A 25,239-nucleotide genomic window follows, 5' to 3' on the forward strand; every position below is an offset into this window, starting at 1 on the left:
GCACAGAACGACCGACTACCTTTACCCCGTGCTGCTCTCCGACCGTGACATCAGGGCCGAGCTCGAGTCGGGCCGGGTGGCCCTCGAGCCCTACGACCCGGCCATGATCCAGCCGTCCAGCATCGACGTGCGGCTCGACCGGTTCTTCCGGCTGTTCGACAACCACAAGTACCCGGTGATCGACCCGTCGATCGACCAGCCCGAGCTCACGCGGCTCGTCGAGGTCGAGCCGAGCGAGCCGTTCGTGCTGCACCCCGGCGAGTTCGTGCTCGGGTCCACGTACGAGCAGGTCACGCTGCCCGACGACGTCGCGGCGCGGCTCGAGGGCAAGTCGTCGCTCGGCCGCCTCGGCCTGCTGACGCACTCGACGGCCGGGTTCATCGACCCCGGGTTCTCCGGGCACGTCACGCTCGAGCTGTCGAACGTGGCGACGCTGCCGATCCTGCTCTGGCCGGGCATGAAGATCGGGCAGATGTGCTTCTTCCGCCTCTCGTCGGCCGCGGAGCAGCCGTACGGCGCCGCCGGGTACGGCTCGCGGTACCAAGGGCAGCGTGGCCCGACCGCGTCGCGGTCCTGGCAGAACTTCCACCGCACCGAGGTCTGACGCGTGACGAGTCCCCGCCTGGTCGCCGCCGACCCGCAGCTCCGCAACCGTCACCTGCTCGCCCTGCCGGACGGGATCGGTGCCGACGAGGTCGAGACGCTCGCGCTCAGCCGGTTCGGCACCGCACGCTGGGAGGAGGCCGAGGAGGAGGCGCCGCAGACGCGCGGGATCATGCGGCCCGTGACCGCCGCGTTCGGCATCCGGGCGGTGTCGCCGACGACGCCCACGGCCCCGGCCCTGCGGCTCGCGCGACTGTCGCGGCTGCGCGGCCCGTACCTGGTCGAGGCCGAGGACTGCGTGAGCCTGGGCCTGCCGCCGTCGACCGCCGTCGTGTACGACCTCGACTGCCCGCGCGAGCGGGGGCGGCCGCCGTACCCGGGCGGTGACCGCGACGGCCTCAAGCGCGCGTTCCCCGACGGCATGCCCGTCCGCGAGGAGGAGCGGGTCGTGCAGTGGCTCGTCGCCGCCGCGCGGCGGCTCGGCGGAGCGGTCCGCATCGGCGGGTCGGGCGCGATCCTCACCCCGGACATCGACGCGGCCATCGACCTCACGCTGCTCGCGAACCGCTGGCTGGAGCCCGAGGAGGCGCTCGCGGTCGTGCAGTCCGTCGTGTCGCGGGCACGGCTGTCCGAGGCCGCCCCGTCGTCGTCGTGGACCGGGCCGATGCCGGGTGCCGGCCGGGCGGGCGACGGGGTGCCGGCGTTCCTGCCGGAGGCGGGCGGACGCGGGCTGCGTGCCGCGCTGGAGCGGTCCGGCGTGTCCGACGAGGCCGAGCGTGCGCGCCTCTACGCGGAGGCCGCGGCGTACGACGAGCTCATGCTCGCGGCGCCCCCGACCCCGGAGTCGTACGGCGTGCTCGTCGACCTCGCCGTGGACGGGACGATCAGCGTCGAGGCGTCCTTCGAGACCGAGGTGCCGCCGCTGATGCGGGCCCTGCCGTGGACGGCGAACGGTGTGGTCGCGTACCGGGTGCACTGGGAGCCGCTGCTCGTCGAGGAGCTCGAGGCGGAGAAGCCGTCGTTCGAGCACCGCGTCGCCCGGGGCCGGGCCTCTCCTCAGGTGCAGGCGGTCACGCGGGCGCTGCACGCCGAGCTCGGCGGCGAGATCGCCGACGAGGCCGACTTCCTGGTGGACCCCGCGGACCTCTGACCGGTCAGGGTCGCGGGTTCGGCCTGACCACGCACCACTCGTTGCCCTCGGGGTCCTGCAGCACCTGGAACGTGCCGGGTGCGGCGGAGTGCACGGGGCCGAGGCGGGTGGCGCCGAGGGCCTCCGCCTGCGCCGTCGCGGCCTCGATGTCGTCGACCAGCACGTCGAGGTGCAGGCGGTTCTTCACCACCTTGCCCTCGGGGACGCGCTGGAACGACAGCTGCGTCCAGCCGGGCGGGAGGACGTAGTGCCAGTCGTCGTCGCGCGCCCGCGGCTCGCCGCCGAGCACGCCCGCCCAGAACCGGGCGAGCAGCCCCGGGTCGGCGCAGTCGACGACGACCTCGTCGATGGTTCCGATCATGCGCCGCAGCGTACGGGCGCAGGTGCAGGTCAGGCGACCGCCGGCTCGTCGTCGTGGCCGCGGAACTGCGTCCGGTACAGCTCGGCGTAGAGGCCGCCGCGGGCGACCAGGTCGGCGTGCGTGCCGTGCTCGACGACGCGGCCGTGCTCGACGACGACGATCGCGTCGGCCTGCCGGACGGTGGACAGGCGGTGCGCGATGACGAGCGACGTGCGGCCCTGCAGGGCCTCGTCGAGCGCGACCTGGACGGCGGCCTCCGACTCGGAGTCGAGGTGCGCGGTGGCCTCGTCGAGCACGACGACGTCGGGGGCCTTGAGCAGCAGCCGGGCGATCGCCAGCCGCTGCCGTTCGCCGCCCGAGAGCCGGTAGCCGCGGTCGCCGACCACGGTGTCGAGGCCGTCGGGCAGCGACTCGACGAGCTCCCAGACGTGGGCCTGCCGGAGGGCGGCGACGAGCTGGGCGTCGGTGGCGTCCGGGCGGGCGAACCGGAGGTTGCCGGCGATCGTGTCGTGGAACAGGTGGGCCTCCTGGCTGACGACGCCGACGGTCGCGCGCAGCGACTCGAACGTGACGTCGCGCAGGTCCTGGCCTGCGACGCGGACCGTGCCCGCGGTCGGGTCGTACATGCGGCTGACGAGCTGGGAGATCGTCGTCTTCCCGGCGCCGGACGGCCCGACGAGCGCGACCATGTGCCCGGCGGGGACGGTGAACGAGACGCCGGTCAGGGTGTCGTGCGTGACGTCGTGACGCAGCGCGGCGACGGACTCGAGGGAGGCGAGCGACACGTCGTCGGCGCCGGGGTACCGGAACGTCACGTGATCGAGCTCGACGGACGCGCCGGTCTGGCGGACCGCGGCGCGCAGGTCGGACGCGTGCGGCTTCTCCGCGACGGTCGGCTCCAGGTCGAGCACCTCGAGCACCCGCTCGAAGCTGACGAGCGCGGTCATCACGTCGACCTGCACGTTGGACAGGCTGGTCAGCGGCCCGTACAGGCGGCCGAGGTAGGCGGCCATCGCGACGACGACGCCGACGGTGAGCTCGCCGCGGATCGCCATGACGCCGCCGAGGCCGTAGATGATCGCGATCGCGACGGACGCGAGCGTGGTCAGGCCGACCCGGAACCACGTCGAGAGCAGCGCGCGCCGCACGCCGATGTCGCGGACCCGACCGGCCTGCGCGGCGTAGGCGGCGGACTCGCGGGCCGGGTCGCCGAACACCTTGACGAGGTGGGCGCCGGCGACGTTGAACCGTTCGTTCATGATCTGCGCGGCGTCGGCGTTGAGGTCGTAGCTCTCGCGGGTGATGACGGCCATCCGCTTGCCGAACCAGCGGGCGGGGAAGACGAACGCGGGGAGCAGGACGAGCGAGAGGGCGGTGAGCTGCCAGGACATCGAGAACATCGCGGCCAGCACGAACACGACGGTGAGGCCGTTGCTGACGGTGTTCTGGAGCGTCGAGGTGAACGCCTGCTGGGCGCCGAGCACGTCGCCGTTGAGCCGCTGCACGAGCGCGCCCGTGCGGGACCGGCTGAAGAACGCGAGCGGCATGCGCTGCACGTGGTCGAACACCGCGGTGCGCAGGTCGAGGATGAGGCCCTCGCCGACCTGGGACGACACCCACCGGTCGGCGACGGACAGGCCGGCGCTGAACAGGGCGAGGGCGACGACGACCGCGGCGATGCCGAGGACGAGCCGGGTGTCGGAGTTCGCGATGCCGTCGTCGATGAGGGTGCGGAACAGCATCGGGGTGACCGCGCCGGCGGCGGCCTCAAGGGCGATGAGCAGCAGGAACACCGCGAGGCGGCCCCGGTAGGGCCGGGCGAACGTGAGGATGCGGCGCAGGGTGGCGCGCGTGAGCTTGTGGTCGCTCACCGAGCGGTCCTTGAAGAAACCGCGCATCGTGGTGGCGCCGCCGCGCCCGGGGGCGGGGTGGTTCATGGTCATGGTGGCCTCCGTCCGTACTCGGCCGATGCTGAGGTTAGTTCACTATGTGGCTACCTCACAACTGCGGTACGCTCGCGGCCGTGACCACGCACGACGACCCCGGGGAGTTCCTCGAGCTCCTGTACGCCGTCGTCCGCGGCCTGCACCGCGACGCCGCCCACGCCGGCTCCCCGCTCGGCACCACCCCCGGGCAGGTCCGGCTCCTGCGCACCCTCTCCCGCTGCGACGGCCCGCGCCGGCTCGGCGAGCTCGCGGTCGCCCTCGACGTCGCGCCCCGCTCCGTCACCTCCAAGGTCGACCAGGCCGAGGAGGACGGGTGGGTCCGCCGCGTCGACGACCCGAACGACAGGCGCGCCACGCTCGTCGAGCTCACCGAGGAAGGCCGCGCGGTGCTCGACGAGATCGCCGCGCGGAGGCAGAGCGGTGCCGCCGAACGGCTCGCCCGGCTCGACGCCGACGAGCGCGCGCGGCTGCTCGACATGCTCCGGCGGATGGGCGCACCCCGCCCCGGGTGAGCCGCCAGGGAGCGGGCGCGCACCGGCCGGACCGACCCGGCTCCGGTAGGGTCCGCGCGTCGAGCCGACGCACTCCGGGGCGCCGACCTAGGGTGGTCGCGCGTCGACGAGGACGGTCGGGTCGACGAGACGGTACGGACCAGCGCGACGGACGACGGGGGGACCGATGAGCCAGGCACGACCCGGTGGGCGGCTCCCCGCGCGCGTCTACTGGGTGCGCCGGTTCGTGGTGCTCGGCATCCCGCTGCTGCTCGTCGTGCTCGTGGTGTGGCTCGTCGCCGGACGAGGCTCGGGCGCGGACACCCCCGCCGCGGCGTCCGACACGACCAGCACCGCGCCGACGGCCAGCCAGACGCCCACGAGCACCACCGGCGGCATCCTCGCGTGCACGCCCGACCACCTCGCGCTCACCGTCGCCGCGGCCGCCGAGTCCTTCCCCGCGGGCGTCAACCCCGCGTTCACCGTCACCATCGCCAACACCGGGTCCGAGCCGTGCCTCGTCGACGCCGGCGAGGCCCAGCGCCAGATCGTCATCACCTCGGGCGAGGACCGCGTCTGGTCGAACCAGGACTGCGTCGCCACCGGGACCGAGACCCGCTCGCTGCTGCTGAGCCCCGGACCCGACGGGGCCGACGCCCAGCAGCTCGCCTGGAACCGCGTCCGGTCGGCCGCGGGCTGCCCCGACGGGCTGCCCGCGCCCGGGGCGGGGACGTACTCGATCGCGTTCGGCGTGGCCGGCGCGGCCGCGCCGCCGGTGGTGTTCGGGCTCGGCTGACGCCTATTTGATGGCGCCCTGCGTGACGCCGGCCATCACCCACCGCTGGGTGAACAGGTAGACGATGATCGCGGGCGCCATCGCCATGAGGTACGACGCGAACGCGACGTTGTAGTTGCTGCTGAACTGCGTCTGGAACACGCTCTGCAGCACCGGGAGCGTCTGCAGCGTGGAGTCGGCCGTGATGAGCGACGGCATCATGAAGTCGTTCCACGAGGCGAGGAACGCGAAGATCGCGACCGTCGCGCTCATCGGCGCCATCATCGGGAACACGATGTGCCGGAACACCATCCACGTCGTCGCGCCGTCGAGCCGGGCGCTCTCCTCGAGCTCCTCGGGCAGCCCCCGGATGAAGGCCGTGAACAGCAGGACGCTGAAGGACAGCTGGAACATCACGTGCAGCAGGGCGACGCCGACCGGGTTCGCGAGCCCGACCATCCCGGTGAGCTTGACCTGGGACAGCGCGAGGACCGGGAACGGCAGGAACATCGCGGCGAGCAGGTAGAAGAAGGACCAGCGGAAGAACGAGCGGTCCCAGTTCCGTGCGATCGCGTACGCCGCGAACGACGCCAGCAGCACGGTGCCGACGACCGTCACCGCGGTGACGAACACCGAGATGGCGAAGCCGCGCGGGAAGTTCGTGAGCTTCCACGCCTCGACGAACCCGTCCACGCTGAACGGCGCCGGCAGCGAGAACACCTGACCGTCGACCGTCTGGGCGGTCGTCTTGAACGCCATGGTGAGCGTGGCGTAGAGCGGCAGGAACACGGCGACCGCGCACACGAGCAGGACGGTCGTGGTGCGCCAGCTCGGGCGGTCCTCGCCGCCCCGGCGGCCGAAGCGCCGGCGAGGACGGACCTGGACCTGGGCGGGGGTGGTGGTGAGCAGCGTCTGGGCAGTCATCAGAACGCACTCCTTCCGCGGTTGAGGCGCAGCTGGATCACGGCGAGGACCACGGCGATGAGGAAGAAGATCGTCGCGTTCGCCATCTGGTAGGCGTAGTCGCCGCCGGTGAAACCGGAGAAGATCGTCATGGCGACGCTGCGGGTCGCCGTGCCGGGACCCCCGTTGGTCAGGCCGACGATGATGTCGTAGGCGTTCAGGAAGTTCTTGAAGCCGATGACCAGGTTGATGACCACGTACCCGGCGACGAGCGGCAGGGTGATGGAGACCAGTCGCCGGGCCGCCGTCGCTCCGTCCATCGACGCCGCCTCGTACACCTCGCCGGGGATCGACAGGATGCCCGCGATGTAGATGAGCAGGGCGCTCGGGATCGCCTGCCAGGCCGTGACGATCACGATCGTGATCCACGCCAGGTCGGGGTTGGCGAGCAGGCTCTGCTCCAGCGCCGAGATGCCCACCGCCTGCCCGAGCTGCGGCAGCGAGTTGGAGAACAGGAAGTTGAAGACGTACGCGATGACGATGCCCGAGATGACCATGGGCAGCACGAACACGGCGCGCAGCGCGATCTTCGCCCGGATCTTGGCGGTCAGCCCGACCGCCAGGAGGAACGCGACGAGGTTGACCACCAGCACGGTGACCAGCGCGAACCCGATCGTGAACAGGTACGAGCTGCGGATCGCCGGGTCGGAGAACAGCGCGATGTAGTTCGTGAGCCCGGTGAACTGGAACTCGCCGAACCCGACCGAGTCGGTGAAGCTCAGCGTGATGCCCATGACCGCCGGCAGCGTGATGGCCAGCGTGAACAGGACGAGCGTGGGCAGGAGGAAGAGGTAGAAGGTCCGCGGGACCTTGGCGCGCCGCATCCTGAGGGGCGTCGGTGCCGCGACGTCGCGGCTCCCCGGTCGGGTCGCTGCTGCTGTGACCATGAGAGGTCTCCGTTCGGGTGCGGGTCGTCAGGAGCGGTAGGCGAGGCGACGCCAGTCGGCGTCGAGCGTGCGCAGCACCGGCTCCGGGGAGGCGCCGGCGGCGAGCGACTGCGTGTAGTTCTGCAGCGGGATGGACTGCGGGACGAGCTGCGAGGCGCCCAGGTAGAAGGCGGCGCGGTCGTAGTACTCCTTCAGCTCGACGAGCGTCGCGTTGGTCACGGGCGACGCGTCCGTCGTCACGCCGAAGCCGAGGGCGTGCGCGTTGTACGCGTCGATCACGTCCGGGCGCATGAGGAACGACAGGAACTCCCGGGCCGCCTCCTTCTTGCGCGAGCCCTCCGGGATCCACAGGGCGAGGTCGATGTTGACCCGCACCTTGCGGTCCGCCGGGTCGTCCGTCATCGGCAGCGGGAACGCGCCGACGTCGAGGTCCGGGTTCGACTTCGCGATCTCCCCGATCGCCCACGGGCCCTGCAGGTACATGGCGGCCTCGCCGTTCGCGAACGCGAGGTTGCCGTCGCCGTAGCCCCGGCTCGTGGCGTTCTCCTGCGAGTACGCGACCAGCTCCTGCATCCGCTTCACGGGCTCGAGGAACTGCTTCTCGAACGACACGGGCGACCCCGGTCCGACCTCGGTGCCCTCCTTCTTGAGCCGGTTGAAGAACGCCGTGGTGTCCACCGTGCCGCCGACCGAGTAGTCGAAGTGGCCCTGCGCGATCGTCCACGGGTCCTTGAACGTGCTGTAGATCGGGGTGACGCCCGCCGCCGTGAGCGCCTCGCACACGGCGACGAACTCGGCCCGGGTCGTCGGCACGGACAGGCCCTGCGCGGCGAAGATCTGCCGGTTGTAGAGCACGGCCGCCGCCATCAGCGAGTACGGGATGACGCTGGTGCGGTTCGGGTAGCTCGCCGTGACGTCGATGAGCGGCTGGAGGTCCGGGCGGATCCGGCCGGCCTCCGGCATGTCCGACAGGTCGCTGAGCGCGCCCCGCTCGACGTAGCGGGAGACCTCGAAGTTGTAGTTGAGGCAGCCGATGTCGGGCGGCGACTCCCGGACGAACGACCCCGCCAGGTTCGACGTGGCGTCGTGCCGCACCCGCACCCGGGACTGGGTCTGGTGGAACTGGTCGATCAGGTCGTCGAAGTACCCGATCACCTCGGGCTTCGACTGGTAGAACACGATCTCGGTCGGGCCGGAGCCGGAGCCGGTGCCGCGCGCGCACGACGCGAGGGCGAGGCCGGCGCCGACCGCCCCCACGCCGCGCAGGAACCCGCGTCGGCTGAGCTCGTGCGACAGCAGCGGTGGTCTCGCGTCCTGCGTCACCGGTGTCGACCGTCCGGATGAGGTCCAGGTTCTGGGCACGTCGTCGTCTCCCCTCGGGATGTCACCCGGCGGCAGGGGTGCCGCCGCTGTCGTGCTCGTCAGCGGTCGCGCAGGCCGTCCTGCCACAGCCAGACCGTCGTCTCCGCGGGCACGTCCTGCCCGGTGAGCGGGGAGCTCGACACGATCACCTGCCCGGCCGGCAACGGCACGGGCTCGCTCCCGAAGTTGGTGACCGACGTCCACCCGCCGGGCCGCGTGAACGCGACCACCGTGGTGGGCGTACCGGTGAGCCAGTCGAGCGTCTCGGCTGTCTGCAGGCGCCGCCGCTCGGCGAGCGCCCGCCGGTAGAAGGCCAGGGTCGAACCGGGGTCGACCTCCTGGCTCTCGACCGCGAACCGGTCGAAGTCCGCGGGGACCGGGAGGTGCGCGAGCTCGTCGCCGAACCCGAGGGTCGGACCGTGCGAGGCCCACGGCAGCGGCACGCGGCAGCCGTCGCGGCCCTTCTGCGCACCGCCGGACCGCAGGAACGTCGGGTCCTGGAGCGCCTCCGCGGGAAGGTCGGCCACCTCCGGCAGCCCCAGCTCCTCGCCCTGGTAGAGGTAGGCGGAGCCGGGCAGGGCCAGCGTGAGCAGGGTCGCCGCCCGTGCCCGGCGGCGGCCCCGCTCCTCGTCCGGCGCCGGCTCTGTGCCGTCGTGCCGGAGCCACGCGTCGAGGTCGGTCCCGTCGGGCAGGGCGTACCGGGTCGCGTGCCGCACGACGTCGTGGTTCGAGAGGACCCATGTCGAGCTCGCCCCCGACTCGTGCGCGAGCTCGAGGTTCTTGTCGATGATCGAGGCGAACCCCGTCGCGTCCCACTGCGCCTCGAGGAGGTCGAAGTTGAACGCCTGGCCCAGCCCCTCCGGGGAGGCGTACCGGGAGCGGCGGTGCGCGGGGACCCAGGCCTCGGCCACGGCGGTGCGCGGCGGGTCGTACTGGTCGAACAGCCGCCGCCAGTCGCGGTAGATGTCGTGGACCTCGTCGCGGTCCTCGAGCGGGTGCGCGCCGCCCCAGATGTCGGCCTCGAGGTCCGCCTGGCTCGGCAGCGGCTCGGTGAGGTCCTTGGCGAGCGCGTGCGCGACGTCGATGCGGAAGCCGTCGACCCCGCGGTCCGCCCAGAACTTGAGCGTGGTGAGGAACTCCTGGCGCACCTCGTCGTCGGCCCAGTTGAGGTCCGGCTGCTCGGGGGCGAACAGGTGCAGGTACCACTCGCCGTCGCCGACGGGCTCCCACGCCGGGCCGCCGAACGTCGACGTCCAGTCGCTCGGCGGGAGCTCGCCGTGCTCGCCGAGCCCTGGGCGGAAGACGTAGCGCTCGCGGGCTCGTGACCCGGGCGGGGAGGCGAGCGCCTCCTGGAACCAGACGTGCCGGTTGGACGTGTGGTTCGGGACGATGTCGACGATGACGCGGATGCCCGCCGCGTGCAGGGCTGCGAGGAGCTCGTCGAACTGCGCGAGCGTGCCGATGCGCGGGTCGACGTCGCGGTAGTCGTCCACGTCGTAGCCGCCGTCGGCGAGCGCCGAGGGGTAGAAGGGGCTCAGCCAGACGGCGTCGACACCGAGCTCGCGGAGGTAGCCGACCTTGCCGGTGATGCCGGGCAGGTCGCCGATGCCGTCGCCGTTCGAGTCGGCGAAGCTGCGCGGGTAGATCTGGTAGACGACCGCCTGCCGCCACCAGGTCGCGTCCTGCCGGGGCAGTCCGGCCGCCGTGTTCCCGAGCACCGACAGAGCTGTCACGCGTTCCCCCTGGTTTGATGTAGGGCTTAAATTTAACTCGCGGCACTAGAGTGACCCCGTCGACGGAGGAGGTCAAGAGGTGGCGCGGATCCCGGTGTCGTCGCGTCAGCTGCGCGACGTCAGCACCCGGCTCGTGCTCGACCACGTCTGGGACGCAGGTGAGGTCACCGGCTCGGCGTTGATCGAGGCCACGGGCCTGTCACGGGCGACCGTGCACGACGTGTGCGACGAGCTCATCGCGCAGGGCTGGCTCGTCGAGCTGGACAGCGTGCGCGAGGGCGAGAAGGGCCGACCCGCTCGCCGGTACGCCTTCGACGCCCGCGCCGGGGTCGTCGTCGGCGTCGACGCCGGACAGCACCGCGTGAGCGCCACCGTGACCGACCTGCGCGGAGAGTCGCTCTCCCGCGCCGTGCTGCCCGTCGGACCGGACGACGGCACGCCCGACCGCCGCCTCGCCCTCATCGAGGACGCGGCGGTCACGGCCCTCGTCGACGCCTCCGCGCCTCCCCGGAGCGTGCTCGCCGTCGCCGTCGGCGTGCCCGCCCCGGTCGACAGCGACGGCCGCACCGCGTTTCGGGACAACCCGTTCTGGGACCTCATGAACCCCGACATCGCCGGCCGCCTGCGCGACCGGCACGGCTGGACGGCCCTCACCGACAACGACGCGAACCTCGCCGCCGTCGCCGAGCACTGGCGAGGGCACGGCCGAGGGGCGCGATGCCACATCACGCTGCTCGCCGGCGAACGGTTCGGCGCCGGCGTCGTCGACGACGGCCGCCTGCTGCGCGGAGCCCGCGGCGGCGTCGGGGAGATGCGCTACCTGGACCTCGTCGAGGGCGTCGGCTCGGCCACCGGCCTCGCGGCGCTCGTGCGCGACGACGCCCGCGCCCAGCTCCACCGCCTCGACGGCCACGCCGGCTCGTCGTCCCTGCAGGAGATCCCCGCGGCGAGCCTCGACGCGACCCACGTGTTCGCGGCGGCTCTCGACGAGGACCCGCTCGCCGTCACCGTCGTCGAGCACGTCGCCGCGCTGCTCACCCGCGTCATCGCGACGTTCGCCAGCATCTACGACCCCGAGCGGGTCATCATCGCCGGGGCCGTCGCCGAGTCCTGCGAGCCGCTGCTCGCACTCGTCCGCGACCAGCTCGACCGGTACGTCGACCCGCCCGGCATCGAGGTGCTCGCCTCAGACCTCGGCCGTGACATCGTCACCGTCGGCGCCGTCAAGCGGGCCCTCGACCACGTCCGGGAGCGCGCGCTGGAGATCGCACCCGCGTCGCTGCGCTGACCGGGGGGCCGCGCCGGCGAAGCCGACGTCGCCCTGCCCCGTGTCGCGGGCCGCTGGGTCAGACGTAGCGCTCGAGGATGCTCGACTCCGCGAGCCGGGACAGGCCCTCGCGGACGGCCCGCGCGCGCTGCTCGCCGACGCCGTCCACCGCCATGAGGTCCTCGATGCCCGCGGCGAGGAGCTTCTGCAGCCCACCGAAGTGCGTGACGAGGCGGTCGACGATGGTGCCCGGCAGACGCGGGACCTTCGACAGCAGGCGGTAGCCGCGAGGACCGGCCGCCGCGTCGAGCGTGTCACCGCCGCCGGGCAGACCCAGGACGCGGGCGATGTGCGCCATGTCGAGCAGCTCGGTCGAGTCGAGCTCGGCCAGAGCGGCCAGCACCTGGTCGACGTCGCGGCGGGTCGTGTCGAGGTAGTCGCGGATCACGAGCGCACGGTCCGAGCCGAGGCCGCCGACGAGCTCGTCGAGCTGGAGCGTGAGCAGGCGGCCGTCCGTGCCGAGCTCGACGACGTAGCCCTCGATCTCCTCCGAGATGCGGCGCACCATCTCCAGACGCTGCACGACCGCGCACACGTCCCGGACCGTGACGAGATCCTCGATCTCGAGGGCCGACAGCGTGCCGCTGACCTCGTCGAGGCGGGACTTGTACCGCTCGAGGGTCGCGAGCGCCTGGTTCGCGCGGGACAGGATCGTCGTCGAGTCCTCGAGCACGTGCCGCTGGCTGCCCACGTACAGGGCGATGATCCGCATCGACGCGGACACCGAGATCACCGGGAAGCCCGTCTGCTTCGCGACCCGCTCCGCGGTGCGGTGCCGGGTACCCGACTCGGACGTCTCGATCGTCACGTCCGGCAGGAGCTGCACGGCGGCGCGCACGATGCGGTCGCCGTCGACCACGACGGCGCCGTCCATCTTGGCCAGCTCACGCAGCCTCGTCGCCGAGAAACCGACGTCGAGCACGAAGCCGCCCGAGCAGATCCCCTCGACCGTCGGGTCGAAGCCGAGCACGATCAGGGCGCCCGTGCGGCCCCGCAGGATCCGCTCCAGACCGTCGCGAAGCTCGCCACCGGGCGCGACGGCGGCGAGCGTGGACCTCAGGAGGTCGTCGGGGACGTGCGAGTGCGGCACGGATGCATGGTAACGAGCGCTGTCCAGCGGGTTGTTCGCGACCCGCGAGCGGGCGGCTGTCAGTTTGCTGAAAGTCCAGGTCGGCGCCCTGCTCGGCGTCGAGGTGCTCACATCCCCACCGCGCCGACCGCCTGCGCGAGGTCCGACGCCGTCACCACGCTGATCCCGTCCGGCGCCGTGAACCCGTCGAGCGCGCCCGCGGGCACGATCGCGCGCGTGAAGCCCAGCCGGGCCGCCTCGGCGAGCCGACGGCCCACACCCGACACCGTCCGGATCTCCCCGGCGAGCCCCACCTCGCCGATCGCGACCAGCCCGCGGGGGAGCGCCACGTTCTCGCGCGAGCTCACCGCGGCCAGCGCCAGCGCCAGGTCCGCCGCCGGTTCGACCACGCGTGCGCCGCCGACCGTCGAGACGTAGACGTCCTGGTCCGCGAGCCGCGCACCGAGCCGGCGCTGCAGCACCGCGAGCACCATGGCCAGCCGGCTCGAGTCGATCCCGCTCGTCGTCCGCCGCGGGTTCGGCACCGCGCTCGGCGCGACCAGGGCCTGCACCTCGGTGGCCAGCGGACGACGTCCCTCCAACGTCACCGTCAGGCACGTGCCCGGCACCGGCTGCTGCGCCTGCGACACGAACAGCCCGCTCGGGTCCGCGAGCCCGACGATGCCCCGCTCCGACAGGTCGAAGCAGCCGACCTCGTCCGTCGGGCCGTACCTGTTCTTCGTCGCGCGCAGCATCCGCAGCCGCGAGTGCCGCTCGCCCTCGAACTGGCAGACCACGTCCACCAGGTGCTCGAGCGTGCGCGGGCCCGCGACCGACCCGTCCTTCGTGACGTGCCCGACGAGCACCACCGGCATGTCCCGGGACTTCGCGGCGGCGATGACGGCCGCCGTGACCTCGCGGACCTGCGCCACCCCGCCGGCGGTGCCCTCGATCGCCGCCGACGCGATCGTCTGCACCGAGTCGAGGACCAGCAGGTCGGGCTGCACCTGCTCGACGTGGCCCAGCACCGTCGCCAGGTCCGTCTCGTCGGCCAGCAGCAGCTGCGGGTCCAGCGCCCCGATCCGGCCCGCGCGCAGCCGCACCTGCGCCGCGGACTCCTCGCCCGTCACGTACAGGACCCGGCGGCCGGTCCGCGCCGCGCGCGCGGCCACGTCCAGGAGCAGCGTCGACTTGCCGACCCCCGGCTCGCCCGCCAGCAGCACCACCGCGCCCGGCACGATCCCGCCGCCGAGCACCCGGTCCAGCTCGTCGACCCCGGTGGGCCTGGCCCGGGCCGTCTCGACGTCGATCTCGTCGATCGGGCGCGCCGGAGCGCGGGTCGGCGCGGTCGCCACGGTGCGCGGCGCGCCACCGCCCGGCCCGGCGTCCTCCGCGACCGTGCCCCACGCCTGGCACTCGCCGCACCGGCCGACCCACTTCGTCGCCGTCCACCCGCACTCGGTGCAGCGGAACGGCGGGCGGGCCGTGCGGTCGGCGCGCTTGACGGTGGTCGAGGTCACGCGCCGCACGGTAGCCGCTGGGTCCGACATGCCCCGGGATCGCCGCGTCCGGGTGACCAACCGAGGCCCCGACGCGGCACGCTGGGTAGGCTGCGGCCGTCCGGCGCTCGTCGGGCGCTCGAACCTAGGGGGAGCCCCGATGACCGACAACGGCCAGCCTGGACCCGACCCGGCGCAGCGCGGGGCCCGTCCCGCCTGGGCGCCGACCGGTGCCGAGGCCGCCCCGTCGCCGGTGGCCCCCACCGCTCCCTCGGGGCAGGGTCCGGACGCGCCTCCGGCGGGGTCCGCGCCCGTCGCGCCCCCGGCCGGGAACCCCGGCCCGCCCTCGCCGTACACCGGGTACCGGGCCGCACCGCCGGCCGGGCAGCACGCGTCCGTGCCGGGCGCCGCCTGGCCGCCCGCGCCCGCGCAGGCACAGGCCGGACCCGTCGCCCAGCCGTCGGCGCCGCCGCAGCCGCAGGCCGGACCGGTCGGCGCGCAGCCCGTGCCCGCCGCCCCGCCCGCACCGGCGCCCCTCGCTCAGCGGACCCCGCCCACCGACCCGGCCGGGCAGACGCCCGCGTGGGTCCCGCCGGCACCGCCCGCGCCCCTTGCGGAGCAGGGCACAGCCGCCCGGACCGCGCCGCCGGTGGCCCAGCCCGGTCCGGCTCAGCCCGCCCCGGCGGCACCGCCCGTCCCGGTGGCCCAGCCCGGTCCGGTGGCCCAGCCCGGTCCGGTGTCCCAGCCCGCTCCGGTGGCGCAGGCCGGCCCGGTGGCCCCCCAGCCCCCGGGGCCGATCGGTCAGCCCGAGCCGAAGGTCCTCCTGTCGCCGCCCGCGGAGCCGACGCCTCTGGTCGCACCCGACCCGATCCGGTACGCGTCGCGGCCGTCGGGCCGCACGGTGCAGAACAGCTTCCCCGCCGCCACCTCGGCCCGCCTCGCCGCGGAGGGGGAGCAGCCGTCGGCGGACGGCGGTGCCGACGGGTCGTCGACCGACACCTCCCGGTCGCGTCCCGCGTGGCTGCTGCCGGCCGCGATCGGCGTCGCCGCGGTTCTCGTCATCGGCGTGGTCGCGGCCGTCGTCGCGTCGCGGAACAACGGGACGGACGACGCCGGCCCGCCCCCGGTGGCGAGCACGATCCTGCTGCCGTCGCCCACGCCGACAGTCGCGCCGGTCGCGCGGTCGGCCACCACGGCGTTCGCGTCGGCGCTGCCGACCTCGGTGCTGCAGTACGCGCTGGCCACGTCGGACCCCTACCCGGACTGGCAGGCCGCGGGGGCCATCGAGGCCTACACGGAGACGTACACCGACGGCGCGTCGGGCACGGTGAGCCTGCAGGTCGGTCAGTGGGAGTCCGCCGAGGAGGCCGACGCGTTCGCCGCGACGCTCGTCGCCGCGCTCCCGCAGGCCGGCGCCGCTGCCCCGTCGGCGTCCCCGTCGGCGTCGGCCGACGCGCAGGGCCCGTCGCTCCCGCAGAGCGGCGACGTGACGGCCGGCGGGCAGAAGGCCGGCACGTACACCATCGTCGACGCCGGTGACGGCACCGGGATCGCCGTCTGGACCAACGGCACGGTCGTCTTCCGCGTCGTCGCGCCGGTGGCCGAGATCGTCGACGTCTACTCGGCGTTCCCGCTCTGACCTGAGCCGATGGCGTCCGTCGTCGTCACGGGAGCCGCAGGGGGCGTCGGGCGCGCCGTCGCCGCGCACCTCGCGGACCGCGGTGACCACGTGGTGGTGCTCGACACGCGCCCGCCGGACGACGGTGACCCGCGGCTGTCCGTCGTGGTCGGCGACGCGGGCGACGAGGACGTGTGCCGGGCCGCCGCCCGGGTGGCCGAGGAGCACGGCGGGCTGACCGGATGGGTCAACAACGCGGCCGTGTTCGACGACGTCGAGCTGCACGTCGACCCGGCGGCGGCGTTGCGGGCCGTCACGGCGAACCTCGCGCCCGCGCTCGTCGGGTCCGCGGTCGCCGTCAGCACGTTCCTGGCCTCGTCGACCGCCGGCGCCGTGGTCAACGTGTCGTCGCACCAGGCGCAGCGGGCCGTGCGGGGCGCCCTGCCGTACGCGACGGCGAAGGCCGCGGTCGAGGGGCTGACCCGGGCGCTCGCCGTGGACTACGGGCCGCACGGGATCCGCGTGAACGCGGTTGCGCTGGGCTCGGTCCGCACGGCCCGGTACGACGACCTGCTGGCCTCCCTGCCGGACGACGGTCGCGCGGCGGTCGTCGACCAGATGCGGCGGCTGCACCCGCTCGGCCGCGTCGGGGAGGCGTCCGAGGTGGCGTCGGTCGTCGCGTTCCTGCTCTCGCCCGCGGCCTCGTTCGTCCACGGGGTCGTGGTGGCCGTCGACGGCGGGCGTGCCGCGCAGGGGCTGGATCCCGAGTCGGCCTGAGCGTGCTCGCCGGCCCCGCCTGCCCGTCGTCGGGGCGACCGGCCGCCGTTCGCCCGTCGGACGCGACGCGGACCCAGTAGATTCGCCCGCGCCCGTCGCCCGGCGGGGGTGACGGCACGAGGAGGTGGGCCGACGGCTGCGGACCCGAGGGAAATGCGTCCGACGGACTCCGTGCCGACGACGCCCGGGCTCGTCGCGGTCTGGCTCCTCGGCCTCACCCTCGCGCTGGTCACGTGCGTGGCGTGGTTCGTGGACCTGCCGACACCCGTGCTCGTCGTGGCCGCGGTGCTGCTCGCCGCGGGGATGGTGCTGTGCGCGGTGCTGGCGTTCCGGGCCGCCCGGGCGGCCGGCCGGTCGGTGCTCAGGGTGCTGTGGTCGACGGCGGTCGCCCCGGTGCGGTTCTTCTTCGACTTCACGTTCTGACAGCGCGAGGCCCGGCCGGGTGTGGCCGGGCCTCGCGTCGGAGCCGCTGCGTGGGTCGGGGCCGTCAGGTGTCGAGGGTGCTCGACGCGCCGCTCAGGTCGTACAGCGTGGTGCCGTCGACGGTCTGGGCGGTGAAGTTCTCCTGCACCCAGGTGCTGATCTGCGACGACGAGCCCGAGCCGCCCATGCTGCCGCCGAAGCCGCCGCCGCCGATGAACCAGTGGATCTTGCCGTCGGCCACGAGCTGCTGGAACTCGGCCAGCGTGGGTGACGGGTCCGAGCCGTTGAAGCCGCCGATCGGCATGACCGACTCCTGCGTGGCGAGCTGGTAGCTCGCGGCGTTCTGCGAGCCGATCGCGGCCGCGACCCAGGTGTAGTCGTCGGCGTCCTCCAGCAGCAGGGCCTCGACCTCGGTGCTGACAGTGGCGCCGTCGAGCAGGCCGCCCATGCCGCCGGTGCCGCCGGTGCCGTTCTGGCCCGTGGGGGGCTGCCCGTTCTGCGTCTGGCCGCCCGGGACCTGGCCGTTCTGCTGGGGCATCTGACCCGTCTGGCCGCCGGGGCCGCCGGGGCCGCCGGGGCCGCCGGGGCCGCCCTGACCGCCCTGACCGCGCGGGCCGCCGAAGCCGCCCGGCCCGCCCATCCCTCCGGCGACGGTCGGGCCTGCGGTGACGATCGAGCCGGTGTGCCCGGTCGACACCGTCTGGATCGTGTACGCGGCCGGTCCGGCGAGGCCGCCGACGAGGGCGAGCGCCGCTCCGGCGCGCAGCACGGACCGTCCGGCCCAGTGCCCGGCGAGCAGCAGGGCGGCCCCGCCGATCCCGGCGACGAGCACGACCGGCCGCAGCCACGGCATCCAGTCGGCCGAGCGGCCGAGCAGCGCGAACGCCCAGGCGCAGGTCGCCACGGTGACGCCTGCGAGCACGGCCCCTGCCCAGAGCTCGGCTCGACGCGTCCACAGCCCCCAGGTTCCGATGCCGACCAACGCGGCGACGGCCGGGGCCAGCGCAACCGTGTAGTAGGCGTGGAAGATGCCGGCCATGAACGAGAACGTCAGCCCGGTGACCAGCAGCCAGGACAGCCAGACGACGATCTCCGCGCGCCCGCCGTCGGTCCGCGGGAAGCGCCGACGCAGCCAGAACGCCACGGCGCCGAGCACGAGGGCGGCGGGGATCAGCCACGCGATCTGGCCGCCGATCTCCGACCCGAACAGCCGTGTCAGGCCCGTCGCACCCCACTGCGCGCCGCCGCCGGCGCCGCCGCCTCCGCCGCCGACCGAGCCCGTCTCGTCACCGGTGAGCCGGCCGAGGCCGTTGTACCCGAACGTCAGCTCGAGGAAGGAGTTGTCCTGCGACCCACCGACGTACGGGCGGGCCGAGGCGGGCACGAGCTCGACGAGCGCGACCCACCACCCGCCGGCGACGACCATCGCGACGACGGCGAGGAGACCGTCGCGGAGGCGACGACCGAGCGAGACGGGCGCGGCCCAGAGGAACGCGAGCGCGAGGCCCGGCAGCACGAGGAACGCCTGCAGCTGCTTGGTCAGGAACGCGAGACCGACGAGCACGCCGGCGAGCAGCATCCACCGGGTGGTCCGCGGACCCTCGACGGCCCGCATCGTCGCCCAGACCGCGCCGACCAGCAGCAGCACCAGGAGGGCGTCCGGGTTGTTGAACCGGAACATCAGCGCCGCGACGGGTGTCAGCGCGAACACCACACCCGTCAGGAGCGCGGCCGGTGCGGAGAAGCGTCGCCGGACGCTCGACCAGAGCAGGCCGACCGTCGCGACCCCCATCAGCGCCTGCGGTACGAGGATCGACCACGACGACAGCCCGAACACCCGCACGGACAACGCCATGACCCACAGGGACGCGGGCGGCTTGTCCACTGTGATCGACGCGGCCGCGTCGGACGCGCCGTACAGGAACGCCTTCCACGACTGGGAGCCCGCCTGGGCCGCGGCCGAGTAGAACGAGTTGGCGTACCCGGAGGACGAGAGGTCCCAGAGGTAGAGGAGCGCGGTGCCGAGCAGCAGGGCGACGAGCGCGGGCCGCTCCCAGCGGGTTCGCGCCGCGGGGTCGGTGAGGGCGGCGGGTGCCGGTGTCGGCGGGTGCTCGACGGGTCCGTCGGGCGGGAGGTCGGCGAGGCCGGTCGGGGGTGTCGTCGTGGTGGTCATCGGAGGGTCCCTTCGGAGGGTGCCGTCGTGTCGGCGGCGGCAGGAGCCGGTACGGCGCGGAGGGCGGTGGGGGCCGTCGCGGCGCGCAGGGCGGCGGGAGTCGTGCCCGCCGGGGTGGCACGGTCGTGCTGGCGGAACACCCAGGTGCGCAGCAGGACGAACCGCAGGACGGTCGCCGCGAGGTTGGCGGCGACGAGCACGACGAGCTCGGCGGTCCGCGGCGCGGCCGGCGCGACGGCGTGCAGTGCGGCGAGCGACCCCGCCGTGAGGGCCCAGGCGAGAGCGAACACGGCGAGGCCCTGCCCCTGGTGCCGGACGGCGCGCGACCGGCCACGGACCCCGAACGTCAGGCGCCGGTTCGCCGCCGTGTTGGCGACCGCGGTGAGCAGGAGCGCGGTGACGTTGGCGGACTGCGGCCCGATCGGACCCGCGAGCAGCAGGTACAGCACCGCGTACGCGACCGTCGAGAGCACGCCGACGACCGCGAACCGCACGAGCTGCCGGAGCAGGAGGCCCCCGCCGGTGACGGCCGTCGACGACCGGGCGTCCCCGACGAGCGGCAGGTGCTCGCGCACGGAGGCGAGCGGGAGCCGTCCGGCGGCCAGGTCACGGCCGACCCGGACGATCCCGCGGAGGTCCGCCTTCGCCGTCGCGAGGACGTCGACCCGGGAGTCGGGGTCGTCGACCCAGTCGACGGGCACCTCGTGGATCCGCAGCCCCGCCTTCTCGGCGAGCACCAGCAGCTCGGTGTCGAAGAACCACCCGTTGTCCGCGACGAGCGGCAGCAGCCACTGCGCGGCGTCGGAGCGGATGGCCTTGAACCCGCACTGCGCGTCGGAGAACCGGGTGGCGAGCGTGCCGCGCAGCAGCAGGTTGTAGCACCGCGAGATCACCTCCCTGCGTGGGCCGCGCACCACGCGGGAGGTGCGGCTGAGCCGCGTGCCGATCGCGAGGTGCGAGTGGCCGGACACCAGGGGGGCGACCAGCGGGAGCAGCGCGGACAGGTCCGTCGACAGGTCGACGTCCATGTAGGCGAGCACCTGCGCGTCGGAGCCGAGCCAGGCGGTGTGCAGCGCGCGCCCCCGGCCCTTCGCGTCGAGGTGGACGACGCTGACGCCGTCGAGCTCGTCGGCCAGCCGGCGGGCGATGTCGAGGGTGCGGTCGTCGGACGCGTTGTCCGCGATCGTCAGACGGGCCGGATAGGGGAACTCGGTGTCGAGGAAGTGGCGGGCGGCGCGGACGGCCCGCTCGAGACCGGCCTCCTCGTCGTAGACGGGGATGACGAGGTCCAGCACGGGGCCGGGCGTCGGGTCACCGGTGCGGAGGGTCGACGGCTGCGGGTGGGTCGTCCGCCCGGGCTGCGGGTCGCGGGTCGTCGTGGTGTCCATGCCTCGACGATGTGCTGCGCGCCTCGCTGCCCTCTGGGGGTGGGCTGTGCCCGGTCTGTGAGGTCGGGCCCCGGGAGGCGGACGGCACCGCGCCGGGCGAGCGGTGCCGTCCGTGGGGTCAGGCCCGGACGAGGAACGCCTCGATGCGGTCGAGCGCCCCGACCCAGACCTTCTGCGTGAAGAAGTCGCGCACCTCGACCGCGGGGAACCCGCTCTGCACGATCGTCATGAGCGTCCCGTCTCCCTGCGCCTCGAACGTGATGTCGACCCGCGTCGTCATGGTGAGACCGTCGGGGCTGCTGCCGGTGGACTCGGTGACGAGGCGGCGGGGCCGCTCGATGACGAGGAACGTCTGCTCCTCACGGAAGAGGGTGTCGCGGTCCGGCCCCCACACGGCGACCTGCTTGCCGCCGACCCGCAGGTCGACCTCGATCTCCACGATCCCCGGCGACGCGTCGAGGATGGAGAACCAGATCTTCTGCTTCTCGGCGTCGGTGTAGGCGTCGAACACCTGCTCCGGGGTGGCGGGCAGCACCCGCGTCATGCGCATCTCGAGCGTGTCGGTGGTGGTCATTCGTCCGTGCCTCTCTGCAGGGTGAAGTAGGCGTCGAGACCGTCGAGCCGACGCTCCCAGAGCCGCTGGTAGAAGGAGATCCAGGCCATCGCGTCGTCCAGCCGCTCCTCGCCGAGCCGGCACTGCCGTGACCGGCCGACCTTCTCGGTGACGACGAGCCCGGCGTCCTCGAGGACCTGCACGTGCTTCTTCATGCCGGTGAGGGTCATCGCGTGCGGCGCGGCGAGCTCGCCGATGGTCGCGGGGCCCTGCCCGAGCCGTGCGAGGACGTCGCGCCGGGTCGCGTCTGCGAGTGCGGAGTAGATCCGGTCGAGCGCCTCATGCTGAACCATGTGGTTCACCATACAACACTGAACCGGAAGGTTCAATGATTCGCGCCGGGCGACGTCGTCGGTACCGGGCGTCGGTCGAGCTGCCAGGCCGCCACCAGTGCGGGCGGGCTCAGGCGTCGATGACCGACAGGACGTTGCCCGCCGGGTCGGTGAACCAGGCGATCAGCGGGCCGCCACCGCGGAACACGAAGTCGTCGTCCGTCTGCACCGGTGTGCCCTCGTACCTCTCGAACTCGACGCCCCGGCTCCGCAGCTCGGCGACGGCCGCCGGCACGTCGGTCACGGGGAAGTTGAGGATCGTGAACGACGCCGGCGTGTGGGCCTCGCCCTTGGGGTACACGATCACGTCCCGCCCGCCGGCCAGGTGCAGCGTGAGGATGTCGTTCGACTCGGTCACGTCGAGACCGAGGACGTCGCCGTAGAACCGCTGCGCAGCCGGGATGTCGTCGACGGAGAACCCGCTGAACGCGTTGCTGAGGTCGAGCATGTCCCGCTCCTTCGTCGTCGCCCGTCGTCCCAGGGTGGACCGGCCGGGGCGATCAGGCGATCCGGGCCGACGGCGCGCAGAACCCGAGGGCGACGGTCAGGCGCGGACCGGCTCGGGCTCGACGAGCGGGACCGGCGCAGCGGCGGGTGCCGTGCCTGCGGCGGGAGCCGGGCGGCCCGCCGAGGCGTGCGGGAGGCGCACGGTGAACGTCGTGCCGGTCGCGTCGCCGGTCGCGCAGTCGACGTCCAGCGTGCCGCCGTGCGCGCTGACGACCGCGTGCGCGATGGCGAGGCCGAGCCCGGTCGACCCGCCGTTGCGCGTCCGGGACGCCTCGCCGCGGGCGAACCGGTCGAACACGCGCGACCGCAGCTCGGGTGGGATCCCGGGCCCGTCGTCCGCGACCTGCACGACCACGGACCCGGCGGAGCGCCGGACGCGCACGGTGACGGTCGTGCCGGCCGGGGTGTGCACGCGGGCGTTGGACACGAGGTTGGTGAGGACCTGCCGGAGGCGGTCCTCGTCGCCGGTGACGAGCAGCTCGGCGTCGTCGTCGGTCACGGGCACGTCGAGGCGCCACACGTGGTCGGGTCCGGCGGCGTGCGCGTCGGTGACGGCGTCGACGGCGAGCACGGCCACGTCGACGTCGTCGGTGGCGAGCGGCCGGCCGGCGTCGAGGCGGGCGAGCAGCAGCATGTCCTCGACGAGCCCGGTCATGCGCTCGGACTCGGACTCGACGCGGCCCATGGCCTGCAGGGCGCCGGCGGGCACCTCGTCGGGGAGGCGGCGGACGAGCTCGGCGTACCCGCGGATCGACGCGAGCGGGGTGCGCAGCTCGTGGGAGGCGTCGGCGACGAACTGGCGGACCTGCGACTCGGACTCGTGCCGGGCGGCGAGGGCGGACTCCACGTGCCGCAGCAGCCGGTTGAGCGCGGCGCCGACCTGGCCGACCTCGGTCGCGGGGTCGGTGTCGCGTGCGGCGACCCGGTCGGCGAGGACGACCTCGCCGCGGTCGAGGGGCAGCTCGGAGACGCGGGTGGCGGTCGCGGCGACCCGGTCGAGGGGCCGCAGCTCGCGCCGGACCAGGAGCAGGCCGATCGCCGCGGCGGCGAGCAGCGCGAACATCGCGACGAGCGCCTCGACGACGACGTACTGGGTGACGGTGCTGGTCACGGCGTCGGTCGGGAGGGCGGTCGCGACGACGGCCCCCTCGGCGGTCTCGACCGCGACGGCCCGGTAGTCGCCGAGCCCGTCGAGGTCGACGTCGCGGGGGAGGCCGTCGTGCGGGAGGTCGAGCATCGTCGACGTGGCGGCGCTGCTGAGCGGCTGCGTCTGCCCGTCGTCGTCGAGGTAGCTGGCCAGGGTGGACGACCCGTCGGGCGGCGCGAAGACGCTGACGGTGCCGGTCGGCTGGCCGAGCATGCGGGCCCCCGGCGGCAGCCCCGGAGGGAGCGCCTCCCGCGTCACGGTCCCACCGTCGGTCGTCGTGAGGCCCTGCGGCGCGGCCCGGTTGGGGTCGGCGCGCTCGGCGCGCATGTTGGCGGCCGTGAGCTGCTGGTCGATCTGCGAGACGAGCGACCCGCGCAGCGCGAGCGTCGTCACGGTCCCCATCGCGAGGGCGACGGCGGCGACGAGGGACACGAGGACGACGACGAGCCGCCGACGCAGTGTCCACTGGCTGCGTCGGCGGCTCGCGGTGGCCGGCCGGGGGGTGGCCGGGCGGGGGGTGGTCATCACGCCGGCTTGAGCACGTACCCGACGCCCCGGAGCGTGTGCAGCATGGGCGTGCGGCCCTTGTCGATCTTGCGGCGCAGGTACGACACGTACAGCTCGACGATGTTCGCCTGCCCGCCGAAGTCGTACTGCCAGACCCGGTCGAGGATCTGCGCCTTGGACAGCACGCGCTTGGGGTTGCGCATGAAGTAGCGCAGGAGCTCGAACTCGGTGGCGGTGAGGTGGATGTCGTCGCCGCCGCGGGACACCTCGTGGCTGTCCTCGTCCATGCGCAGGTCGCCGACGGTGAGGACGGCCTCGTCGCGGGCGGACACGGCGCCGGTGCGGCGGAGCAGGGCGCGCAGGCGGGCGACGACCTCTTCGAGGCTGAACGGCTTGGTGACGTAGTCGTCGCCGCCGGCGGTGAGGCCGGCGATGCGGTCCTCGACGGCGTCCTTGGCGGTGAGGAACAGGATCGGGACGTCCGGGTGGGTGGCGCGGACGCGGTGCAGCACCTCGAGGCCGGTGAGGTCGGGGAGCATGACGTCGAGGACGATGACGTCCGGGTCGACGGCGCGGACCTGCCGGAGGGCGGCGTGGCCGGTGAGCGCGTGCTCGACCTTCCAGCCTTCGTACCGCAGCGCGGTGGAGAGCAGCTCGGCGAGGGTCGGCTCGTCGTCGACCACCAGTGCTCGCACGGGGGAGCCGTCGGCGCGCGTGATCGCGTGGGGGCGGCGGAGCGTCGTCGTCGTCATGGCACCCAGCGTCGTCAAGGAGGCTGGGCTGAGCCTGAACCGTTCCTGGGAATCTCCTGAGGATCGGCGAGGGGTCAGGCGAGAGGTCAGGCGAGGGGGTGCGGCCGGTCCACGCCGGCGAGCGCGGAGGACAGGATCGCCTCGATCGCGAACGCGGTGGCCTCGGGCAGGTCGACGGAGTCGTCGAGCAGCCACTGCACCTGCAGGCCGTCCATGACGCCGATGATCGCGGACGCGGCGCGGGCGGCGAGCTCGTCGCTGACGGCGTCCCCGCCGACCTCCCGGATGGCGGCGGCGATCTCGCTGCGCAGGATCGTGAACCGGTCGAGGACCCAGCCGCGGGCGGGGTGGTTCTCGGTGACGGACTCGCCGGTGAGCACGGTGTAGCCCTGCACGATGCCGCGGCGCTCGACGTTCATCCGGGCGGTGCGCACGAGGTGGCGGAACAGCTCGGCGCCGCCGGGGATGTGCTGGCCCTCGAGGTGGCGCACGTCCTCCTTGTCGCGCCACTCGAGGACCTCGACGAGGAGGGCCTCCTTGGACCCGAAGTGGTGCAGGACGCCGGCGTGCGTGATGCCGACCTGCTCGGCGACCTCGGCGAGCGAGCCGTTCTTGTAGCCCTTGGTGCCGAAGGTGTGCGCGGCGGCGCGCAGGATCTCGGCGCGCCGCTCGGTGGTGGCGGCGCGGGGTCGTCGTCGGGTGCGCGCCGGAGCGGCTGGTGCGGGAGCGCTCTCGTGCACGTCGTCGTCCATGGCCGAAACCATACTGTGACCAACCAACTTACTGACAGGTCAGTAAGTTGTGCTTGGATGACGGCAGAAGACGACGACGTCCGA

24 protein-coding genes are annotated in these 25,239 nt (G+C 73.7%); 8 read left to right on the forward strand and 16 right to left on the reverse strand.

Going from position 1 to position 25,239, the window contains the following annotated elements:
- Nucleotides 1-28: 28 nt before the first annotated feature.
- A complete protein-coding gene (gene dcd / locus Cch01nite_RS21230) occupies nt 29-604 on the forward strand; it encodes a dCTP deaminase (RefSeq protein WP_203758509.1) in 576 nt (191 codons plus the stop codon).
- A gap of 3 nt (nt 605-607) precedes the next feature.
- Nucleotides 608-1,753: a hypothetical protein gene (locus Cch01nite_RS21235; RefSeq protein WP_203758510.1), complete on the forward strand. Its 1,146-nt coding sequence runs from the start codon at nt 608-610 to the stop codon at nt 1,751-1,753.
- A gap of 4 nt (nt 1,754-1,757) precedes the next feature.
- Here the strand turns inward: Cch01nite_RS21235 and Cch01nite_RS21240 are convergent, their stop codons facing one another.
- Nucleotides 1,758-2,114 carry a VOC family protein gene (locus Cch01nite_RS21240; RefSeq protein ID WP_239071187.1) on the reverse strand — a complete coding sequence of 119 codons (357 nt, stop codon included), beginning with the start codon at nt 2,112-2,114 and terminating at the stop codon, nt 1,758-1,760.
- 29 nt (nt 2,115-2,143) lie between these two features.
- On the reverse strand, nt 2,144-4,057 hold the full coding sequence (locus tag Cch01nite_RS21245) for an ABC transporter ATP-binding protein (RefSeq protein ID WP_203758511.1): 1,914 nt from the start codon (nt 4,055-4,057) through the stop codon (nt 2,144-2,146).
- Nucleotides 4,058-4,137: 80 nt separating this feature from the next.
- On the opposite strand from Cch01nite_RS21245, the gene Cch01nite_RS21250 reads away from it, so the two are divergent.
- Together Cch01nite_RS21250 and Cch01nite_RS21255 are read left to right on the forward strand one after the other, a co-directional pair.
- Nucleotides 4,138-4,572, forward strand: a complete 435-nt coding sequence (locus tag Cch01nite_RS21250) for a MarR family winged helix-turn-helix transcriptional regulator (RefSeq protein ID WP_239071189.1) — start codon at nt 4,138-4,140, stop codon at nt 4,570-4,572.
- Nucleotides 4,573-4,738: 166 nt separating this feature from the next.
- Nucleotides 4,739-5,347 carry a hypothetical protein gene (locus Cch01nite_RS21255; RefSeq protein WP_203758513.1) on the forward strand — a complete coding sequence of 203 codons (609 nt, stop codon included), beginning with the start codon at nt 4,739-4,741 and terminating at the stop codon, nt 5,345-5,347.
- 3 nt (nt 5,348-5,350) lie between these two features.
- Here Cch01nite_RS21255 and Cch01nite_RS21260 read toward each other — a convergent pair whose 3' ends face one another.
- The 4 genes from Cch01nite_RS21260 to Cch01nite_RS21275 form a co-directional block, all read right to left on the reverse strand.
- Nucleotides 5,351-6,250 carry a carbohydrate ABC transporter permease gene (locus Cch01nite_RS21260; RefSeq protein ID WP_203758514.1) on the reverse strand — a complete coding sequence of 300 codons (900 nt, stop codon included), beginning with the start codon at nt 6,248-6,250 and terminating at the stop codon, nt 5,351-5,353.
- Nucleotides 6,250-7,176, reverse strand: a complete 927-nt coding sequence (locus Cch01nite_RS21265; protein ID WP_203758515.1) for a carbohydrate ABC transporter permease — start codon at nt 7,174-7,176, stop codon at nt 6,250-6,252. Before Cch01nite_RS21265 ends, Cch01nite_RS21260 begins: the two co-directional genes overlap by 1 nt.
- A 27-nt stretch (nt 7,177-7,203) precedes the next feature.
- Nucleotides 7,204-8,499 carry an ABC transporter substrate-binding protein gene (locus Cch01nite_RS21270; RefSeq protein ID WP_239071195.1) on the reverse strand — a complete coding sequence of 432 codons (1,296 nt, stop codon included), beginning with the start codon at nt 8,497-8,499 and terminating at the stop codon, nt 7,204-7,206.
- Nucleotides 8,500-8,597: 98 nt separating this feature from the next.
- On the reverse strand, nt 8,598-10,271 hold the full coding sequence (locus Cch01nite_RS21275; RefSeq protein WP_203758517.1) for a glycoside hydrolase family 13 protein: 1,674 nt from the start codon (nt 10,269-10,271) through the stop codon (nt 8,598-8,600).
- Between the two features lie 79 nt (nt 10,272-10,350).
- Between Cch01nite_RS21275 and Cch01nite_RS21280 the strand changes: the two genes are divergently transcribed.
- The gene (locus Cch01nite_RS21280) at nt 10,351-11,559 is read left to right on the forward strand and encodes an ROK family transcriptional regulator (protein ID WP_203758518.1); all 1,209 of its coding nucleotides are present in this window, start codon (nt 10,351-10,353) and stop codon (nt 11,557-11,559) included.
- A gap of 58 nt (nt 11,560-11,617) precedes the next feature.
- On the opposite strand, the gene disA is transcribed toward Cch01nite_RS21280, so the two are convergent.
- Both disA and radA read right to left on the reverse strand, forming a co-directional pair.
- Nucleotides 11,618-12,688 carry a DNA integrity scanning diadenylate cyclase DisA gene (gene disA, locus Cch01nite_RS21285; RefSeq protein WP_203758519.1) on the reverse strand — a complete coding sequence of 357 codons (1,071 nt, stop codon included), beginning with the start codon at nt 12,686-12,688 and terminating at the stop codon, nt 11,618-11,620.
- Nucleotides 12,689-12,795: 107 nt separating this feature from the next.
- Nucleotides 12,796-14,217, reverse strand: a complete 1,422-nt coding sequence (gene radA / locus Cch01nite_RS21290; protein ID WP_203758520.1) for a DNA repair protein RadA — start codon at nt 14,215-14,217, stop codon at nt 12,796-12,798.
- Nucleotides 14,218-14,326: 109 nt separating this feature from the next.
- On the opposite strand from radA, the gene Cch01nite_RS21295 reads away from it, so the two are divergent.
- The 3 genes from Cch01nite_RS21295 to Cch01nite_RS21305 all read left to right on the forward strand — a co-directional run bounded on the left by Cch01nite_RS21295 (nt 14,327) and on the right by Cch01nite_RS21305 (nt 16,984).
- Nucleotides 14,327-15,805, forward strand: coding sequence for a hypothetical protein (locus Cch01nite_RS21295; protein ID WP_203758521.1), 1,479 nt, complete (start codon nt 14,327-14,329; stop codon nt 15,803-15,805).
- A gap of 9 nt (nt 15,806-15,814) precedes the next feature.
- Nucleotides 15,815-16,561, forward strand: coding sequence for an SDR family NAD(P)-dependent oxidoreductase (locus Cch01nite_RS21300; RefSeq protein WP_203758522.1), 747 nt, complete (start codon nt 15,815-15,817; stop codon nt 16,559-16,561).
- Nucleotides 16,562-16,714: 153 nt separating this feature from the next.
- The gene (locus Cch01nite_RS21305; RefSeq protein WP_203758523.1) at nt 16,715-16,984 is read left to right on the forward strand and encodes a hypothetical protein; all 270 of its coding nucleotides are present in this window, start codon (nt 16,715-16,717) and stop codon (nt 16,982-16,984) included.
- 64 nt (nt 16,985-17,048) lie between these two features.
- Here the strand turns inward: Cch01nite_RS21305 and Cch01nite_RS21310 are convergent, their stop codons facing one another.
- The 8 genes from Cch01nite_RS21310 to Cch01nite_RS21345 form a co-directional block, all read right to left on the reverse strand.
- Nucleotides 17,049-19,157: a mannosyltransferase YkcB-related protein gene (locus Cch01nite_RS21310; RefSeq protein WP_203758524.1), complete on the reverse strand. Its 2,109-nt coding sequence runs from the start codon at nt 19,155-19,157 to the stop codon at nt 17,049-17,051.
- Nucleotides 19,154-20,545, reverse strand: coding sequence for a bifunctional glycosyltransferase family 2/GtrA family protein (locus Cch01nite_RS21315; protein WP_203758525.1), 1,392 nt, complete (start codon nt 20,543-20,545; stop codon nt 19,154-19,156). Before Cch01nite_RS21315 ends, Cch01nite_RS21310 begins: the two co-directional genes overlap by 4 nt.
- Nucleotides 20,546-20,663: 118 nt before the next feature.
- Nucleotides 20,664-21,119 (reverse strand): SRPBCC family protein, encoded by a 456-nt coding sequence (locus Cch01nite_RS21320; protein WP_203758526.1) that lies wholly within the window; start codon nt 21,117-21,119, stop codon nt 20,664-20,666.
- On the reverse strand, nt 21,116-21,451 hold the full coding sequence (locus tag Cch01nite_RS21325) for an ArsR/SmtB family transcription factor (protein WP_239071197.1): 336 nt from the start codon (nt 21,449-21,451) through the stop codon (nt 21,116-21,118). The genes Cch01nite_RS21320 and Cch01nite_RS21325 overlap by 4 nt, the downstream gene beginning before the upstream one ends.
- A gap of 109 nt (nt 21,452-21,560) precedes the next feature.
- Complete coding sequence (locus Cch01nite_RS21330) at nt 21,561-21,938, reverse strand: VOC family protein (protein WP_203758528.1); 378 nt, start codon at nt 21,936-21,938, stop codon at nt 21,561-21,563.
- A 96-nt stretch (nt 21,939-22,034) separates the two neighbouring features.
- Nucleotides 22,035-23,669, reverse strand: a complete 1,635-nt coding sequence (locus tag Cch01nite_RS21335; RefSeq protein ID WP_203758529.1) for a sensor histidine kinase — start codon at nt 23,667-23,669, stop codon at nt 22,035-22,037.
- Nucleotides 23,669-24,403: a response regulator transcription factor gene (locus tag Cch01nite_RS21340; RefSeq protein ID WP_275407247.1), complete on the reverse strand. Its 735-nt coding sequence runs from the start codon at nt 24,401-24,403 to the stop codon at nt 23,669-23,671. Before Cch01nite_RS21340 ends, Cch01nite_RS21335 begins: the two co-directional genes overlap by 1 nt.
- Before the next feature lie 86 nt (nt 24,404-24,489).
- Nucleotides 24,490-25,155, reverse strand: a complete 666-nt coding sequence (locus tag Cch01nite_RS21345) for a TetR/AcrR family transcriptional regulator (RefSeq protein WP_239071202.1) — start codon at nt 25,153-25,155, stop codon at nt 24,490-24,492.
- Between the last annotated feature and the right edge of the window lie 84 nt (nt 25,156-25,239).

Origin of the sequence: Cellulomonas chitinilytica (assembly GCF_016862675.1) — a bacterium.
In the GTDB taxonomy this organism is placed as follows: Bacteria; Actinomycetota; Actinomycetes; order Actinomycetales; family Cellulomonadaceae; genus Cellulomonas; species Cellulomonas chitinilytica.